Annotated in this window: 18 protein-coding genes; 2 read left to right on the top strand and 16 right to left on the bottom strand. The window is 41.6% G+C overall.

What is annotated here, in order from left to right; genetic code table 11:
* The first annotated feature begins 35 nt into the window (after positions 1 to 35).
* Entirely contained in the window at positions 36 to 302 is a 267-nt protein-coding gene (locus ACLFKQ_RS24535; RefSeq protein WP_449002314.1) for an EAL domain-containing protein, read from the top strand.
* 109 nt (positions 303 to 411) lie between these two features.
* Here ACLFKQ_RS24535 and ACLFKQ_RS24530 read toward each other — a convergent pair whose 3' ends face one another.
* The 4 genes from ACLFKQ_RS24530 to ACLFKQ_RS24515 all read right to left on the bottom strand — a co-directional run bounded on the left by ACLFKQ_RS24530 (position 412) and on the right by ACLFKQ_RS24515 (position 7,638).
* Positions 412 to 1,656: an L-lactate MFS transporter gene (locus tag ACLFKQ_RS24530; protein WP_449002313.1), complete on the bottom strand. Its 1,245-nt coding sequence runs from the start codon at positions 1,654 to 1,656 to the stop codon at positions 412 to 414.
* 47 nt (positions 1,657 to 1,703) lie between these two features.
* Positions 1,704 to 3,827 (bottom strand): glycogen debranching protein GlgX, encoded by a 2,124-nt coding sequence (gene glgX / locus ACLFKQ_RS24525; protein WP_449002426.1) that lies wholly within the window; start codon positions 3,825 to 3,827, stop codon positions 1,704 to 1,706.
* 88 nt (positions 3,828 to 3,915) lie between these two features.
* Complete coding sequence (locus tag ACLFKQ_RS24520) at positions 3,916 to 6,327, bottom strand: phosphoketolase family protein (RefSeq protein WP_449002312.1); 2,412 nt, start codon at positions 6,325 to 6,327, stop codon at positions 3,916 to 3,918.
* 714 nt (positions 6,328 to 7,041) lie between these two features.
* Positions 7,042 to 7,638, bottom strand: coding sequence for a class I SAM-dependent methyltransferase (locus ACLFKQ_RS24515; RefSeq protein ID WP_449002311.1), 597 nt, complete (start codon positions 7,636 to 7,638; stop codon positions 7,042 to 7,044).
* A gap of 234 nt (positions 7,639 to 7,872) precedes the next feature.
* Here ACLFKQ_RS24515 and ACLFKQ_RS24510 point away from each other — a divergent pair, with 234 nt between their 5' ends.
* Positions 7,873 to 8,082 carry a TOBE domain-containing protein gene (locus ACLFKQ_RS24510; RefSeq protein ID WP_449002310.1) on the top strand — a complete coding sequence of 70 codons (210 nt, stop codon included), beginning with the start codon at positions 7,873 to 7,875 and terminating at the stop codon, positions 8,080 to 8,082.
* A gap of 39 nt (positions 8,083 to 8,121) precedes the next feature.
* Here the strand turns inward: ACLFKQ_RS24510 and ACLFKQ_RS24505 are convergent, their stop codons facing one another.
* The 12 genes from ACLFKQ_RS24505 to ACLFKQ_RS24450 form a co-directional block, all read right to left on the bottom strand.
* Positions 8,122 to 8,379, bottom strand: a complete 258-nt coding sequence (locus ACLFKQ_RS24505; RefSeq protein WP_449002309.1) for a FeoA family protein — start codon at positions 8,377 to 8,379, stop codon at positions 8,122 to 8,124.
* A 1-nt stretch (position 8,380) separates the two neighbouring features.
* Positions 8,381 to 9,823 carry a nucleoside recognition domain-containing protein gene (locus tag ACLFKQ_RS24500; protein ID WP_449002308.1) on the bottom strand — a complete coding sequence of 481 codons (1,443 nt, stop codon included), beginning with the start codon at positions 9,821 to 9,823 and terminating at the stop codon, positions 8,381 to 8,383.
* On the bottom strand, positions 9,789 to 10,415 hold the full coding sequence (locus tag ACLFKQ_RS24495; RefSeq protein WP_449002307.1) for a FeoB small GTPase domain-containing protein: 627 nt from the start codon (positions 10,413 to 10,415) through the stop codon (positions 9,789 to 9,791). The genes ACLFKQ_RS24500 and ACLFKQ_RS24495 overlap by 35 nt, the downstream gene beginning before the upstream one ends.
* A 153-nt stretch (positions 10,416 to 10,568) precedes the next feature.
* Positions 10,569 to 10,781, bottom strand: a complete 213-nt coding sequence (locus tag ACLFKQ_RS24490; RefSeq protein WP_449002306.1) for a hypothetical protein — start codon at positions 10,779 to 10,781, stop codon at positions 10,569 to 10,571.
* 20 nt (positions 10,782 to 10,801) lie between these two features.
* On the bottom strand, positions 10,802 to 11,146 hold the full coding sequence (locus ACLFKQ_RS24485) for a hypothetical protein (RefSeq protein WP_449002305.1): 345 nt from the start codon (positions 11,144 to 11,146) through the stop codon (positions 10,802 to 10,804).
* A gap of 76 nt (positions 11,147 to 11,222) precedes the next feature.
* Entirely contained in the window at positions 11,223 to 11,594 is a 372-nt protein-coding gene (locus ACLFKQ_RS24480) for a hypothetical protein (RefSeq protein WP_449002304.1), read from the bottom strand.
* A 149-nt stretch (positions 11,595 to 11,743) separates the two neighbouring features.
* Positions 11,744 to 12,058: a 2Fe-2S iron-sulfur cluster-binding protein gene (locus tag ACLFKQ_RS24475; protein WP_449002303.1), complete on the bottom strand. Its 315-nt coding sequence runs from the start codon at positions 12,056 to 12,058 to the stop codon at positions 11,744 to 11,746.
* Positions 12,059 to 12,139: 81 nt separating this feature from the next.
* A complete protein-coding gene (locus tag ACLFKQ_RS24470; protein WP_449002302.1) occupies positions 12,140 to 12,508 on the bottom strand; it encodes a HesB/IscA family protein in 369 nt (122 codons plus the stop codon).
* Positions 12,509 to 12,534: 26 nt separating this feature from the next.
* A complete protein-coding gene (locus tag ACLFKQ_RS24465; RefSeq protein WP_449002301.1) occupies positions 12,535 to 13,329 on the bottom strand; it encodes a HesA/MoeB/ThiF family protein in 795 nt (264 codons plus the stop codon).
* 89 nt (positions 13,330 to 13,418) lie between these two features.
* A complete protein-coding gene (nifW, locus tag ACLFKQ_RS24460) occupies positions 13,419 to 13,760 on the bottom strand; it encodes a nitrogenase-stabilizing/protective protein NifW (protein WP_449002300.1) in 342 nt (113 codons plus the stop codon).
* Between the two features lie 39 nt (positions 13,761 to 13,799).
* A complete protein-coding gene (locus tag ACLFKQ_RS24455) occupies positions 13,800 to 14,036 on the bottom strand; it encodes a CCE_0567 family metalloprotein (RefSeq protein WP_449002425.1) in 237 nt (78 codons plus the stop codon).
* A gap of 36 nt (positions 14,037 to 14,072) precedes the next feature.
* The gene (locus ACLFKQ_RS24450) at positions 14,073 to 14,549 is read right to left on the bottom strand and encodes a NifX-associated nitrogen fixation protein (RefSeq protein ID WP_449002299.1); all 477 of its coding nucleotides are present in this window, start codon (positions 14,547 to 14,549) and stop codon (positions 14,073 to 14,075) included.
* Positions 14,550 to 14,599 lie beyond the last annotated feature (50 nt).

The following is a 14,599-nucleotide window of genomic DNA, read 5'->3' as shown; positions in this document are numbered from 1 at the left end:
TCTCTGTTCCCTACACTGTCTGACTTCTCACAGGGTTGTCACCCCGTCAGGGCTTTACATTGTCTTTAGATGATTTTGGCACGGGTTATTCTTCTTTATGCTATTTACAACAATTTCCGTTAGATGTCTTAAAAATAGATCGTTGTTTCATTAGCAAACTGTACCACAATTGTAAAAACGCTACGCTTGCTAAAGCAATGATTGATATTGCTCATCAACTCGATTTAAAAGTAGTTGCCGAAGGAGTAGAAACAGTAGCAGAATTAGCTTTTTTGTTTCAACATAGTTGTGATAGTATTTAGGGTTATTTGTATAGTCCTCCTTTAGCAACAACAGAGTTAAAAGAATTCGAGCTTAAGAAACAATTATTAAGTATTTAAAGCCAAAATAAAGATTTGAAAACCGCTGGAATTATTCATGGCGAGCGATGCGATCGCGTTTTAACATCATACTAGCAACCATAATACCGGCGATCGCCAGCAGTGCCATGGGGTAAAAAGCATAGGTATAGTTGCCCAACCAATCCCGAATTCGTCCGGTAACTAGAGTTCCTAACAGGGCACCCATACCATAAGCAGTGAAGACAATCCCGTAATTTTGCGCGTAGTTGTCGGGGTGAAAAAATCTGAGGGTAGTAGTAGGAGCGATCGCCAACCAACCTCCCAAACAAAACCAAAACAGACAGAAGGCAATTAAATAAGTAGCAACTTGTCCCTCTCGAGCATTGACCATCAGCATGCAAGCAATCAAAATTAGAACATAAGTGGCGATCGCCACATAGTGAGGTTTGAAGCGATCGCTCAACCAGCCAAACAGAGGACGACTAACTCCATTAAATAGAGCAAATAAAGAAACGCTACTTGCCGCTAGCTGGGAATCGATGTCGATAATTTCCTCTCCTACCGAACTAGAAATACCAATGGCACTCAAGCCGATGGCAGTTCCGATGGCATAACAGACCCACAACCCGTAAAATGAACGGCTTTTGAAGAGATTGACGGGGTAGCTAAGTATGGCAATAGATTTAGAACGAAGGGATAAATTTTGGGGATGCCAGTCCTTTGGAGGCATTTCTAGTGCCACGGCAATTCCCAGAATAATTGCGGCAAAGGCAATGCCTAAAATTCGCAGGGTTGATTTGACGGTGTAAGCATCGATTAAGCTATTGGCTAAAGGAGCGGTAACTAAGGGAGAAAGCCCAAATCCAACAATTGTCAAGCCTACTGCCAGTCCTTGGCGATCGGGAAACCACCGTGCAACCACAACCATTGGTACGCCGTAGGCGATCCCAACTCCCGTTCCCGCAATGACTCCATAGGTAACGGTCATCGCCTCGATATTAGTGGCAAAGCTAGAGAGAATATAGCCCGCGCCAACAAATATCCCACCAAGTGCCGTAGTCGTTCGAGTCCCAATTCGGGGTATATAAAACCCAGCGATCGGCATTAGGGCAGCATAAAAAACCAGGGCGATGGTATAGGGCAACAGGCTTTCAGTCGCATTAATATTGAATTCGTTTTCTAGGGGTTTTCTAAAGACACTCCAAGAGTAAACGTTCCCCAAACAGAGTAAAACGCTCATCCCCAAAGGAATCAATAACCATCTTCCCCAATCTGCTGGTAGCCCAAACAGCTTAAATTTCAACTTGGAATGCATCGTCGGTAATCTCCATAGGGAAAGGCTTCGTTATTTAAACACCGACATTACTTTGCCATCAAAACTACAGAACTACGTGCTTCAACTTGATAGTATCGCTGGTTGACCATTGGGGCAGTTGCTAATTCGCAAAAATCATTTGGTGTAGGCAAAGAAGTGTCGATAATCCGATACCAGTTATGACCTGGGCGAAATAAAGGTAGCTCGTAGTTTAAACTCTCCCAATAAGCATTAAACATAACGTGCAGGTACTCCGCCCGTTGGGGATGGGCTAAAGTAAAGGCTAGATGGCGAGAATCTTCACTCCAGTCGGGGCGATCGAGTTTTAGTCCATGCCAAACTAAATAAGGATCGCTGCCTTTAGTGGTTGCTAAAGCTCGTTCCAAGCGAAATACTTCTAAACCCTGGATTAAAGCGATCGCCTTTTTGACAAACCGGAATAAACCCAGATTGGACTCGATGTTACTCCAGTCAAACCAGCTAAGTTGGTTATTTTGACAATAGGTATTGTTATTACCTTGCTGAGTCCTTCTAACTTCATCTCCCATCGGGATCATTGGCGTTCCCTGAGACATCAACAGTACGGTAAAAAAGTTTTTTATCTGCTTGAGTCGTAGCCGTTCGATTTCTAGGTCTGTGGTTACTCCTTCCCAACCACAGTTCCAGCTATGATTGTCGTTAGCACCATCGCGATTATTTTCTCCGTTGGTTTGATTGTGTTTGTGGTTGTAGGAAACCAAATCATTAAGGGTAAAGCCATCGTGACAAGTAACGAAATTAATACTGCGGTTAATGTCCGTATCGGAGCGAAAATACATATCGGGACTGGCTAAAATTCTCGCTGCCAACCGACTGACCATTCCTGAATCTCCCTTAATAAAACGGCGGACATCATCGCGAAATGGTCCATTCCACTCGGTAAACCAATCTCCTAAATCTACAAAGCGACCTACGCCATAGAGTCCGGCAGCATCCCAAGCTTCAGCAATTAACTTAGTTCCAGCGAGTATGGGGTCGGATTCAATCGCCCATAAAATATTGCTGGTAACGATGGAAGTATGCCACAGAGAAGCACCCACTGCGTCTCTCGCCAACACCGAAGCCAGGTCAAAACGAAAACCATCGACGTGCATTTGGGTTACCCAGTAGTGCAAGCAGTCAATAATCAAGCGACTGACGATCGGATGATTGGCTTTGAGACTGTTACCACAACCACTATAGTTATGGTAATCGGCTCGATCTGGCGACAAGATATAGTAGGTTTGATTATCTAAACCGCGAAACGAAATAGTCGCTCCTCGATCGTCCCCTTCGGCAGTGTGGTTGAAGACGACATCGAGAATGACTTCAATATCCGCTCGATGTAAAGCTTTTACTAGATCGCGAAATTCGTCTATAGCCCCTAAAACATCAGAGCGAGAACTATAGCCACTGTAAGGAGCGAAAAAGCCAATGGTACTGTAACCCCAATAATTTTTAAGATTCCCTGGGGCATCATTGACATCAAAATAGTGAATTGGGAGTAATTCTACCGCCGTTATTCCCAATTGTTGGAGATAGGGAATTTTTTCAATTAACCCGGCAAAAGTACCTCGTTTTGGCTCGCTGACACCGGAGTTGGGATGAGCGGTAAACCCTCCTACGTGTAGTTCGTAGATAATGCTTCTAGAATAGGGGATGCGGGGATGGCGATCGCCTTCCCAATCATAATCACTGGGATCCACCACTACCGATCTCAAAGCGCGAGCGCAATTATCTCCAGGTGTACTGGCTGCTTGGCGATCGTATATGTTCTCTCCCGCGATCGCCTTAGCATAGGGATCGAGCAGTACTTTGTTGCCGTCAAAACGCCAACCCTTTTCTGGTACGTACTCACCATAAGCACGATAGGCATACACCTGTCCCGAACCAATTCCTTTAACAAAAACGTGCCAGTAGTAACAGCTACAGTGCAATTTTGGCTCTAAAGCAATTACTCTAGCAGGTTGAGGAGCTTCGGGGCGATCGAATAACAGTAGTTCTAGTGCCTCAGCGCGAGAGAAAATAGAGAAGTTGACTCCATCGGGATAGACAGTAGCACCCAGTGGAAAACTTTTGCCTGGCAAAACATCGTCAGTTACCCAGCGATCGCTTTGGAGGCTGGTTTTGGTTGTCAATAATCTATTTAACATAGAATAACCAATAAATAATTTACGGGGAGACGGTGCGGTGGCTCGCCATTTGTAGACGAACCGCCATTCGCTTTTAGTCAAATCTGAATTAATCAGACCACTTCCAATTCACCATTTCCGGTTTATCCATCCCTTCAGCATGAGCGTAAGCTAAGTTGTCGATAATTTCGTTTCTCATTCTTTCTCGAACGTAAGCAGCACGAGAACCCAATTGTGGCACGCGATCGATTACGTCAATCACCAGGTTAAAGCGATCGATCTGGTTGAGAATTGCCAACTCTAAGGGTGTATTGATGTTACCCCGTTCTTTATAGCCGCGGACGTGAATCCGTTCTTGATTGCTACGACGGTAAGCTAGCTTGTGAATCAGCCAGGGGTAGCCGTGAAAGTTAAAAATTATCGGTTTATCGGCAGTAAAGAGAATGTCAAATTCTTGATTGGATAAGCCGTGGGGATGTTCGGTTTCGGTTTGTAGTTTGTAGAGATCGACTACGTTAATAAAGCGGACTTTCAAGTCGGGAAACTCTTCTCGCAAAATTGCCGTTGCTGCCAGCGATTCCATCGTGGGAATGTCGCCACAACAAGCCATAATCACATCTGGCTCATCTGGTTCTTTACCACAGTCATCGTTACTCGCCCATTCCCAAATCCCAATACCTTTGGTGCAGTGCTTAATCGCCTCTTCCATGGTTAGGTATTGCAGGTGCATCTGTTTGTCCGCCACGATGACGTTCACGTAATCTTTACTCCGCAGACAGTGATCGGCAACCGAAAGCAAACAGTTAGCATCGGGGGGAAAATAAACCCTGGTAACATCAGCACTTTTATTAGTTACCAGGTCGACGAATCCGGGATCTTGGTGAGAAAACCCATTGTGGTCTTGACGCCAAACCAAAGAAGACAACATGATATTGAGTGAGGAAACTGAAGCGCGCCAGGGTACGTAATTCTTACAGATATCCAGCCATTTAGCGTGTTGGTTAAACATGGAGTCAATGACGTGAACGAAAGCCTCGTAAGTATGGAAGAAACCATGTTTTCCCGTTAACAAATATCCTTCTAACCAACCTTCTAGGGTATGTTCGCTCAACATCTCCATTACCCGACCGTCTGGAGCGAGCATACTGCCGTCTTCATCTTCAGGTAGGTAATCTGCCAGCCAGGTTTTTTTGGTCGCTTCATAAATCGCCGAAAGTCGATTAGAGGCGGTTTCATCGGGTCCAAACACGCGAAAATTGTTCGTGTTGTTTGTCATCACGTCCCGCAAAAACTGCCCTAGTACCTTGGTATTTTCTACCTGTAACGATCCTGGCTTATCCATTGCTACGGCGTAGTCACGAAAGTCCGGCATTTTCAGTTCTTTGCGGAGCAAACCGCCATTAGCTGCGGGATTGGCACTCATGCGGCGATCGCTAACGGGTGCAAGTTCTTTTAATTCGGGGATCAATCTGCCGTTTTCGTCGAAGAGTTCTTCTGGTTTATAGCCTTTCATCCACTCTTCTAAAAGTTTGACGTGTTCTAAATTGCTTTGCATCGCTCCCATCGGTACTTGGTGCGCTCGCCAGAAACCTTCGACTTTATGTCCGTCTACATCTTTGGGTCCCGTCCAGCCTTTGGGAGTACGCAGAATAATCATCGGCCAACGGGGGCGGAAGGCTTTATTTTGACTGCGAGCTTCTTGCTGAATTTCGCGAATTTTGACGATGCAATCTTCCATCGTGGCAGCCATTTTTTGGTGCATCCGATCGGGATCGGAACCTTCGACCACATAGGGAGTATAGCCATAGCCTTTAAATAAGTCTTCTAGCTCTTGCGAACTGATACGCGACAGAATTGTGGGATTGGCAATTTTATAGCCATTGAGGTTGAGTATGGGTAAAACTGCCCCATCGCGGATGGGATTGAGAAATTTATTAGAGTGCCAAGCGGTAGCAAGGGGACCGGTTTCCGCTTCGCCATCTCCTACTACACAAGCTGCAATTAAATCGGGACTATCGTAGACTGCACCGAAAGCGTGGGAAACACTGTAGCCCAGTTCGCCTCCTTCGTGGATCGAACCCGGCGTTTCCGGAGTGCAGTGGCTGCCGATATGTCCTGGAAAAGAAAACTGCTTGAAGAATTTTTGCATCCCTTCAGCATCTTCGCTTTTATCTGGATAGATTTCCGAATACGTACCTTCTAGATAAACAGGTCCCAATACCCCAGGGGCACCATGTCCTGGTCCTGCTATATATATGGCGTTGAGGTCGTATTTTTTAATCAGTCGATTGAGGTGAATGTAAGTAAAGCTAAGAGCGGGAGACGAGCCCCAATGTCCTAATAATCTCTTCTTGATCTGTTCTGGTTTTAAGGGTTCTTTAAGCAGTGGATTATCACGAAGATAAATCATGCCCACAGCCAGATAGTTACACGCTCGCCAGTAGGCGTTAATTTTACGGAGTTCTTCGGAAGTTAGAGCTGCTTCTGATGCGGGGTTGTTAGCAATTGGTGTTGTAACCATAAAAATTTTCTGGGGTGAAGAGTTTCCAAATTTGAATTAAATCAGTAATGAGATATTTTAACTAAGCATTATATCTGTCAATCTTTAACATCCCATTAAATCTAAAAAAATCGAACCATCGAGCAATAACTGCTACGATCTTGAAATTATTCCTTAATAGAATAATAAATGAGTGAGACTACTGTATTTAGCAATCTTTTTGAATTACTTTATACAATTTAGCAGCTTATTTTTCTACTGCATTTATGATTAAAATCATAAAGCTTGTATCGTACTGGTGTAACAGCGCATTTTGGATATAAAGTAAGGTTAACTATGGGTTTATCTGGTCGCAATTCACTCGATATTTCTTGTAGATATATAACTTCGTCAAATTTATTATCAGTTGAGAATATTGGTTTATGGCAATCCATATTATTGAAATTTGAATATTTTGAATATATTATACGGCTCGCTAAAGATAAATTATTATCTATCATCGCTCGGATTAAATGTTACAAAGGCAACATTTAATCCCAAACTTCAATTTATTTTTAGATTATTTTTAGATTTTGTTGATTAATTTCAAACATAATTATTTTTTATTTAAAATATCGATTGCCGCTAGATTACCGCTTGCTTGTGGCGATCGCCAGATATTTTTAGCTCGATTTAATTATCTGAAAAATAAGCTTAATAAAAAATTTAAACAAATATTAAACTTCCAGGACAAATTCATCTTTTTCTGGCAACAATATGAAAAATGTGCCAGTATCGATCTTCCCCCAGAGGTGTTTTACCTGGATGTTCTTCTTCTTCCAGTAGTTCGATCCCGTAGGATTCTAATAAGTTTTCAACTTGTAGGTGAGTAAAACAGTTAACTAATTTACTATCCCGCCAAGAATCTCGTTCTCCGAATAAGTGCCCGCAAAATCTGCCACCAGTAGCTAAAGAATTGAAGATTTGCTTCCACAAGCGAGGAAAAGCTTCGGGTGAACAAAAGGGGAGGGAAAAACTGGCATTGATTAAGTCTACTGGTTGAGGTAGCTGCAATTCTTCAAAGCTAACTACTCTGGTAGTTAATCGTTCGCGAGCGAGCTGAGGACGAGCTAGTAAACGAGTAATTGCTTCGGGTTCTTTATCTACCGCCAGTACCGTCCAATTTTGTCGTAGTATTTCTACTGTATCTCGACCATCCCCACAACCTAGATCGATCGCTATTCCTGGTTGTTTGAAAGCCGCCAAAGCAGTCAGGAGCGTTTTTCTGGGAGGACGAGCCGCTACAGCATTATAATAAGCTTTCCAGTCTCGTTTTGGAGTTGGAGTGTTCATTGCCGATCCCTAGTGAATTCGTTGCAGTAAACTAGAAAAACCAAAATTATCGATAAGATCTACTAGTAAAGAACTGACTAGCGCAGCCAAAAAAGTAAAAATGTTTTTTCTCATAAATATATTCTCACGGTTTTTTAAATAATTATTTTGTAAATTATTCTTGTTGATTTATTTTTTTGAAGTGTAGTAAACTATACCCATTCTTTTTTAAAATATTTATTAGGGTGAGTAACTATGGATGTAAGCGCGCGCAATTCTTTAAAAGGTACGGTTAAAAAAGTCGTACCAGGTGCAGTAAATACAGAAATAACTTTGGAAATTGCTCCAGGAGTTGAAGTAGTTTCAATTATTACTAAGTCTTCAGCAGAACGACTCGATCTCGCTGAAGGCAAAACCGCTTATGCAGTTATCAAAGCCTCTGATGTCATCATGGCTGCAGATTAGAATTGCTATCATCGGTCATTAGCCCCAACAGGCTAATGACTAATTTTTAGTAGTAACTCTAACCTTAATCGAACTAGCAATTTCTCGATCGATCGCAATTCGAGTTCGACCGACTCCGATGACGAAAGACGGGAATCTCTGTTCTAAAGTAATTGGCATTCCCGTATGAACTCCCATCGCTAAAAGTTTTTTAACAATGCGTTCGTCTTTATTGTTAATAGCAGTAATTACGCCTTGGGTTTTAGTTCCTAAATAATCTAAAGGAGAATAATGAACGGAAAAACTTTGAACGAACATTTTAAAAACTAACCTCCATAATAGTTAATAATTGATTGAGAACATAGCCTAAAGAAAAAGCAAAGCACACGACAAACACTGCGATTGCAATTGTAGTTTTAACGCTTCGTTCTTTAAACATAAATTGCAATTGGGCGACACAGGGAATAAATAGAGTTAGGGTTACTGCAGCTACCACCAATTGTTGACCCGTCAAAATTCCCGAAGAGTGCAAGTCAAACATTCCCGCCGCACCGTAGTCGCGGCGGAAAAAGCCATAGAGAAAAGTAGGCGCGGCTTCTGTAGGCAATCCCAACCATACCATGATTGGTTCTAGTCCTCTAACTATAAGATCGAACAATCCCGTCAGTTTACCCACCCAAATTAATACTGAAGCAAAGATAAATAAGGGCAAAATTTCACCAAAGTACCACTTCAGACGAACGTAAGTTTTGGTCAGAATCGCTTGAGGACGGGGCAGTCTTAACGGAGGAATTTCCATATAAAAACAAGAGGTGTTTCCCGGTAAGACTTTACCTGCCAAAAAGCCAATCGCTAAAAAGATCGTCGTCATCACACTTCCCCAGATAAACAAAGCTGTGGGTTCTTGAGAAAGCAAGCCTAAAATTACCCCTAGCTGTGCCGAACAGGGAATAGTCAAAGCCAAAAGTAAGGTGGCAATAATTCTTTCTCGTTTGCTTTCTAGAGTGCGAGTAACTAAAGTTGCCATCGTACCGCAACCCAAACCTAAAATTAAGGGAATAATCGATCGCCCTGAAAGCCCAATGGTTTTAAACAGGCGATCGACTAATAAAGATAAACGGGGTAAATAACCGCTATCTTCTAACAGGGAGAACATCAAAAAGAAAGTAGTGACAATCGGTAAGACAATGGCAATGGCGTAACGAATGCCTAAAGTAATGATGCCATAGTCGTTGGCAAGTAAATCTCGAACTACTTGCCAGGGGAAAATAGCTGCGATTATTTGATTGACGATGGGATTGATTTGAGATTCAAAAAAACCTTCGATCCCGTCTACCAGGGTTCCCCCAACGAATACGCCAACAAACTGATAGATGCCAAAATAGAGAACTAAAACTAAAATTGGAATACCAGTTAAGGGATGAACCGTTAAGTGATGCAACCACTCATGTTTAAAACTCTTTTGCTGCTGGGATTGAATCGTAACTTCCTCTTCAATCGCCATAGCTAGTTGATGACGGGATTCGGCGATCGCCAAAGATAGGGATTCGGAAAAATATGCCTGAGTCTCGGTAACGATGCTCTCAATCTCTGGAAAATAAGATTCGTGCTGTAGCTGCGAGCGCACGAGCGGATCTCGTTGCAGCAGTAATAAAGCCATGCTGCGCCGTCCCATCTTACTTTCCGGGCGCTCTGCAAGTAAAGATTCAATGCGACTAATTGCAGCTTTAATAAGTGACGGATAGAGAATTTGGTCGTACATAATCTGCTACCTTAGCGATTAATTTTTTCAGTCCCACTTTTCGCGCTGCTGCCATCGAGATAACAGGAATATCGAGTTTATAGGCTAGTCGCTCTTCATCTACCCAAATACCTAGTTTTTGTGCCTCGTCAATCATGTTGACTACCAGTAATACGGGTAATTGAGCCTCAATTAATTGCAGGGTAAGATTGAGCATTCTACCCAAATGTTTGGCATCGACTACGTGAATCAGTAGATCGATGGTTTCGTTGGTAATTAAATCTCTAGCAACCCGTTCTTCTTCGGTAATGGGAATCAGAGAATACATTCCTGGGGTATCGAAAATAGTAACTTTCTCCCCAGCAATTATTGCATTACCCCGCGCTACTTCTACAGTGGTTCCAGGGTAGTTAGAAACCGTGACGTAAGTACCCGTTAACAGGTTAAACAATAAACTCTTACCTACGTTAGGCGAGCCGACCAAAGCAATATTCGTTAAAGAGTCCCGAGAAAAACTGCTTTTTCCCAAGCTGTTGGACTTGAAATCAAATAATTTCCAACCTTTATTCGGATATTTTGGATGACAACTCTGATGGCAATCATGGCAATCCATTTTTTTCTTACCTAATAATTTTTATCTAACTATTACTTTAGAATATTAAAAGATATTAGATAAAACTGTAGGTTGATATACAAAGTTATTTTATTTATTAGCGAAAAAGTTTATTAAAATTCGTAAAGCAATTACGCTTATTTTGGAATTATTTTATTTATAAACAGAAAAAAGTTTGTGTCCGATAGTTAAAAAAAATAAACTGAGCAAACCCTTGAATAAAGGAGGAGTTAAAATAAAAATACACGTTATAGCAATTAAACCCGATAAAAAAGCGACTAATTGATGAATTTCATCGTGACCGTGAATAGTTAATAAAATCGTTCCAATACAGATTGATAATATCAGTAAACTAACCGTTAACATTTTGAGCTCTCCTCCTAAAATCAATCTACTCGCTCGGCGATCCAGCAAAGCTCTAGCCAAAAACGAAAGTCTTGATGTTTAATTTTAGATCGCGGATCTTTTACTAAATGGTTGGCATTTAAAAAAACTACTTCTATCAGTCCCATATTCTCTGCGGCATCTTTAAAAATATCTTGTTGTTCTAATAAGCGACCACCGAGCCACTCTGGATAATAAACACCTAAATAATAACAATGTTTATTAGTGCCATCACTATTAAAATTAAGTACTTTTACCAAACAATAATGTAGTAATTGCCCTGCTATAGGATAATAGTTATAAATGACATTAATGTATTCTCGTGCTAATCGTTCGCGACTAATCATTTGAGTTAATCAGTAGTTAGTAGTTATTGAGCGTCAATAGATACCAATAGAAGTAATAAAAAACTAATAATAATTTTTATTTCTTCACTTCTAGATTTATTTTCAAACACATTATTTTCAGACAAGGTTCGGCAAGCCGTTGGCACTTGTGTTTGAATACTTCAGCCTGAGCCATACAATTATTGACTTTAAGCTTAAGCTTTTTGGGGTCAATTGCCGCTCTTGGAAGCGGACAAAAATCATCTATTTGAGGACAAAACTGGGGTGGATATTCAGTAATTTTTACCGTTCTGTGATTTTTACGATTTAAACCCAGATCTTCAGCAAAAACAAACTCGCTGTAATCGGCTATGTTATCCAAGCCAATGAGATTGAGCCAAATTTCAGCAGCCAGCCATACCCCAGATTTGTAACAAACCTGTTTCCATATGGTTTTGGCATTCGTCATTTGTCTTTCGTCCTTTGTTCTTGGTTGTTTGTTATTTGTCTTTTGTCATTAGTCCTCTATCTTTTGTTTTTAAAGAAAATAACGATGACTAATGACTAATGACTAATGACTTATGACTGATGAGTGATGACTGATGACCAATGATTAGCTCAAACCAAATAGGCTTCTTGATGAGTTTTAATCGTGCAATCGGATTTGGGATAGGCAACACACAGTAAAACGTAACCTTTAGCAATTTGGTCATCATCCAAAAAGCTTTGATCTTCTTGATCTACTTCACCTTCGACAATTCTGCCTACGCAACTAGAGCAAGCTCCCGAACGACAAGAAGATGGTAGATCTAAATCTTGGTCTTCTGCCGCATCCAAAATATACTCATCTTCGGGAACATCGATAGTTACATCGATTTCGGGTGGTTTTTTCCTTTTTCCTTTGATCAGACGGACTTTATAAGTAGTACCCATGATTTAATTCTCCTAAATTTAGTTGATTTTTATTTGTCCTTCGTTGTTCGTTCTTCGTCCTTTGTAACTAACAACTAATGACTAGCTACACGGCACGGCTGGGGGGGTACAATCGGCGACAGAGAAAGACTTGCCACAGCCACAGCTATCGGTAGCATTGGGATTTTCAAAAGTAAAACCTGCTTGAGTTAGGGTTTCGACAAAATCGATGACGATACCGTTTAAGTAGGGGGCACTTTGGCGATCGAGATAAATTTTTACCTTGTCTTGTTCGTAAATCAGATCGTCAATTTCAGGGCGATCGACGATATCTAAGTCATACTCAAAGCCGCTACAACCGCCATCGACTGCTGCTAAACGAATTCCTTTTTCGGGAGTAGTTGCCTCAGCATTGGTACGAATAAAGCTACGTAAACGGAAAGCGGCTTTTTCGGTTAAGTAAACGGTCATGGAAATTCTCCTTTTTCGGTTAGTAGTTAATGATTAGTAGTTAGGAGTTGGTGTTTAATTGCTCCCTCTGCTTTATCTGCTCTCTTCCCACACACGGGACATTTGGGATCTTGGTAAAGACGAAGTTTATGAAATTCTAGGTTGGCTAGATCCATATTGAGTAATTGTCCCAACAGAGGTTTACCCAATCCCGTAATTAGCTTAATTGTTTCTAAGGCACTCAAACAGGCGAGAGTACCGGAAACCGCACCGAGTACGCCAAAGGCACGGCGATCCCAGTCTGGCTTTTCAGGAAAAATACAAGAGAGACAAGGAGTTTTGCCGGGAACGATCGCAGTTAAATAAGCTTCCATGCTGTTCATCGCAGCTTCAATCATTGGCTTATTCCAGCGAACACAGGCAGCATTGAGCAGATCTCGTTCGGGAAAATTGTGAGCGCAACTGAGGGCAATATCGGAACGTCGGACGAGAGCATCGACATTTTCGGGAGTAATGTATTCGGCGATCGCCTCAATTTCTACATCGGGGTTGATTTGGCTGAGAGTTTCTTTGGCTTTGGTAACCCTTGACTTACCCACCCAATCATCGCTCATCAAAATCTGACGATTCATATCGTCGAGACGCAACCCCCCACCTCGAACTAGAATCAACTTTCCAATGCCTGCAACTGCCAGGTAAAGAGCCACGGTTCCTCCCAAACCGCCTACTCCAGAAACTAGAGCAGTAGTATTTTTTAGAGCTTCCTGTCCCTCTTCTCCCAAACCAGGAAGCTGAATTTGCCGGCTGTAGCGTTCTAGTTCTTTTGGTGTCAAAGTTGTCATTAGTTATTCGTCCTTTGTCATTGGTTTTTTGTCCCTTTGTCATTTGTCCTAATTTCTAAATACCAGTGACTAATGACTAAAGACAGTAACTATTTAGCTTTCTTACTTAACTCATCCAAAGAAACAAAGTTTTTCGGTTTGGTTTGAAATACCTTAAATAACTTGGTTTCTAAGGGACTAGAAGTTAAGAAAACCTGATAAGCTTCTTCTAAAGCGAGGCGATACTTGTCTAGTTTTTCTGCTTCGCTAACATCGGGAAAAGCTTTGTCTACCTCGCTAATCAGGAGAGAAAACTGTTTCAAAATGTGAAGGCGATTGATATTGACGAAATTGCGATCGTATTCGATGTCGAAAAACTGTAAGTAATCTTCCGCATCAGTTAAGGTTTTAAATGTGGTTAAAGTTTTTGGTTGATTAGCAGTCACGGTCATGTTCCTCGCTCCTCAAAGAATTTCAATTAACTAATTAACTTATGACACCTGTTTTTCCCAGGCTTTTAGTTGTTGTTTGAGTTCGGCTAGTTGACGATAGATGTCGTAGGTTTTAGTCGCTTCTTCGATTAGCTTTTCGTAATCTGTAGGTAAACCTTCGGCAAGATCGTGCAAATCCATCTTCATTTGTCCTGCTTTGCTGTTGAGTTTTTTAATGGTTTTTTTCAAATCTGCAACAGCTTCGGGGGTTGGGGATTTTGTTTTTAGTGCAATCATTTTTGTCATTGATAACTAAATAACTGTTTACTGAATTTAGGCATCGGCAACATTGGGGAACTTCTCAATAGTTTTGATGCCCGACTCAACTAATTTTTCTCCTTGGGCTGCTAGTTTTTTAAGAGAAGGATAACCAAAGCGTTGAGCGTCTCTTAAAGTGCGCGATAGCACCATCAAGCGTCCCGTCCAAACGATCGCCCAACCAAAGCCTTCGTGAGAAAGATCGATGACAACTTGGCAGAGTTTGCCCGTTTCTTTTTCGATACAAGCGGCGATCGCACGATAAAAACAGAGAATTCTTAATTGAGTCGCGGGATCGACATCTCCTTCCACAGAGATCTGGCTTTTCTTTTCTTTGCTAACTACAAAATTAGCCAGCACTAATTCATCTTTCCAACTGCGATAAACGCCATAATGATCTTGAGCGCGTACTTGCAAAACTAGTTGTTTGAGAAAAGTACTTTCTTCGACAATACTGATATTAGTTTCGGGGGTCGTAGTTGTAGTAGTCATGATTGGTTAGTGATTAATAGTTAGTAGTTAGTAAGGGAACATAGCATCGT

Source organism: Myxosarcina sp. GI1(2024) (genome assembly GCF_053543375.1).
This window is presented reverse-complemented; position numbering and strand designations above follow the sequence as displayed.

Coding starts and splice junctions, on each gene's coding strand:
- ACLFKQ_RS24480 (WP_449002304.1), bottom strand. CDS start 11,594: ATGACGAATGCCAAAACCATATGGAAACAGGTTTGTTACAAATCTGGG.
- ACLFKQ_RS24520 (WP_449002312.1), bottom strand. CDS start 6,327: ATGGTTACAACACCAATTGCTAACAACCCCGCATCAGAAGCAGCTCTA.
- ACLFKQ_RS24485 (WP_449002305.1), bottom strand. CDS start 11,146: ATGATTAGTCGCGAACGATTAGCACGAGAATACATTAATGTCATTTAT.
- glgX (WP_449002426.1), bottom strand. CDS start 3,827: ATGTTAAATAGATTATTGACAACCAAAACCAGCCTCCAAAGCGATCGC.
- ACLFKQ_RS24505 (WP_449002309.1), bottom strand. CDS start 8,379: ATGTTCGTTCAAAGTTTTTCCGTTCATTATTCTCCTTTAGATTATTTA.
- ACLFKQ_RS24470 (WP_449002302.1), bottom strand. CDS start 12,508: ATGACCGTTTACTTAACCGAAAAAGCCGCTTTCCGTTTACGTAGCTTT.
- ACLFKQ_RS24455 (WP_449002425.1), bottom strand. CDS start 14,036: ATGATTGCACTAAAAACAAAATCCCCAACCCCCGAAGCTGTTGCAGAT.
- ACLFKQ_RS24515 (WP_449002311.1), bottom strand. CDS start 7,638: ATGAACACTCCAACTCCAAAACGAGACTGGAAAGCTTATTATAATGCT.
- ACLFKQ_RS24495 (WP_449002307.1), bottom strand. CDS start 10,415: ATGGATTGCCATGATTGCCATCAGAGTTGTCATCCAAAATATCCGAAT.
- ACLFKQ_RS24530 (WP_449002313.1), bottom strand. CDS start 1,656: ATGCATTCCAAGTTGAAATTTAAGCTGTTTGGGCTACCAGCAGATTGG.
- ACLFKQ_RS24500 (WP_449002308.1), bottom strand. CDS start 9,823: ATGTACGACCAAATTCTCTATCCGTCACTTATTAAAGCTGCAATTAGT.
- ACLFKQ_RS24450 (WP_449002299.1), bottom strand. CDS start 14,549: ATGACTACTACAACTACGACCCCCGAAACTAATATCAGTATTGTCGAA.
- ACLFKQ_RS24475 (WP_449002303.1), bottom strand. CDS start 12,058: ATGGGTACTACTTATAAAGTCCGTCTGATCAAAGGAAAAAGGAAAAAA.
- nifW (WP_449002300.1), bottom strand. CDS start 13,760: ATGACCGTGACTGCTAATCAACCAAAAACTTTAACCACATTTAAAACC.
- ACLFKQ_RS24490 (WP_449002306.1), bottom strand. CDS start 10,781: ATGTTAACGGTTAGTTTACTGATATTATCAATCTGTATTGGAACGATT.
- ACLFKQ_RS24465 (WP_449002301.1), bottom strand. CDS start 13,329: ATGACAACTTTGACACCAAAAGAACTAGAACGCTACAGCCGGCAAATT.
- ACLFKQ_RS24510 (WP_449002310.1), top strand. CDS start 7,873: ATGGATGTAAGCGCGCGCAATTCTTTAAAAGGTACGGTTAAAAAAGTC.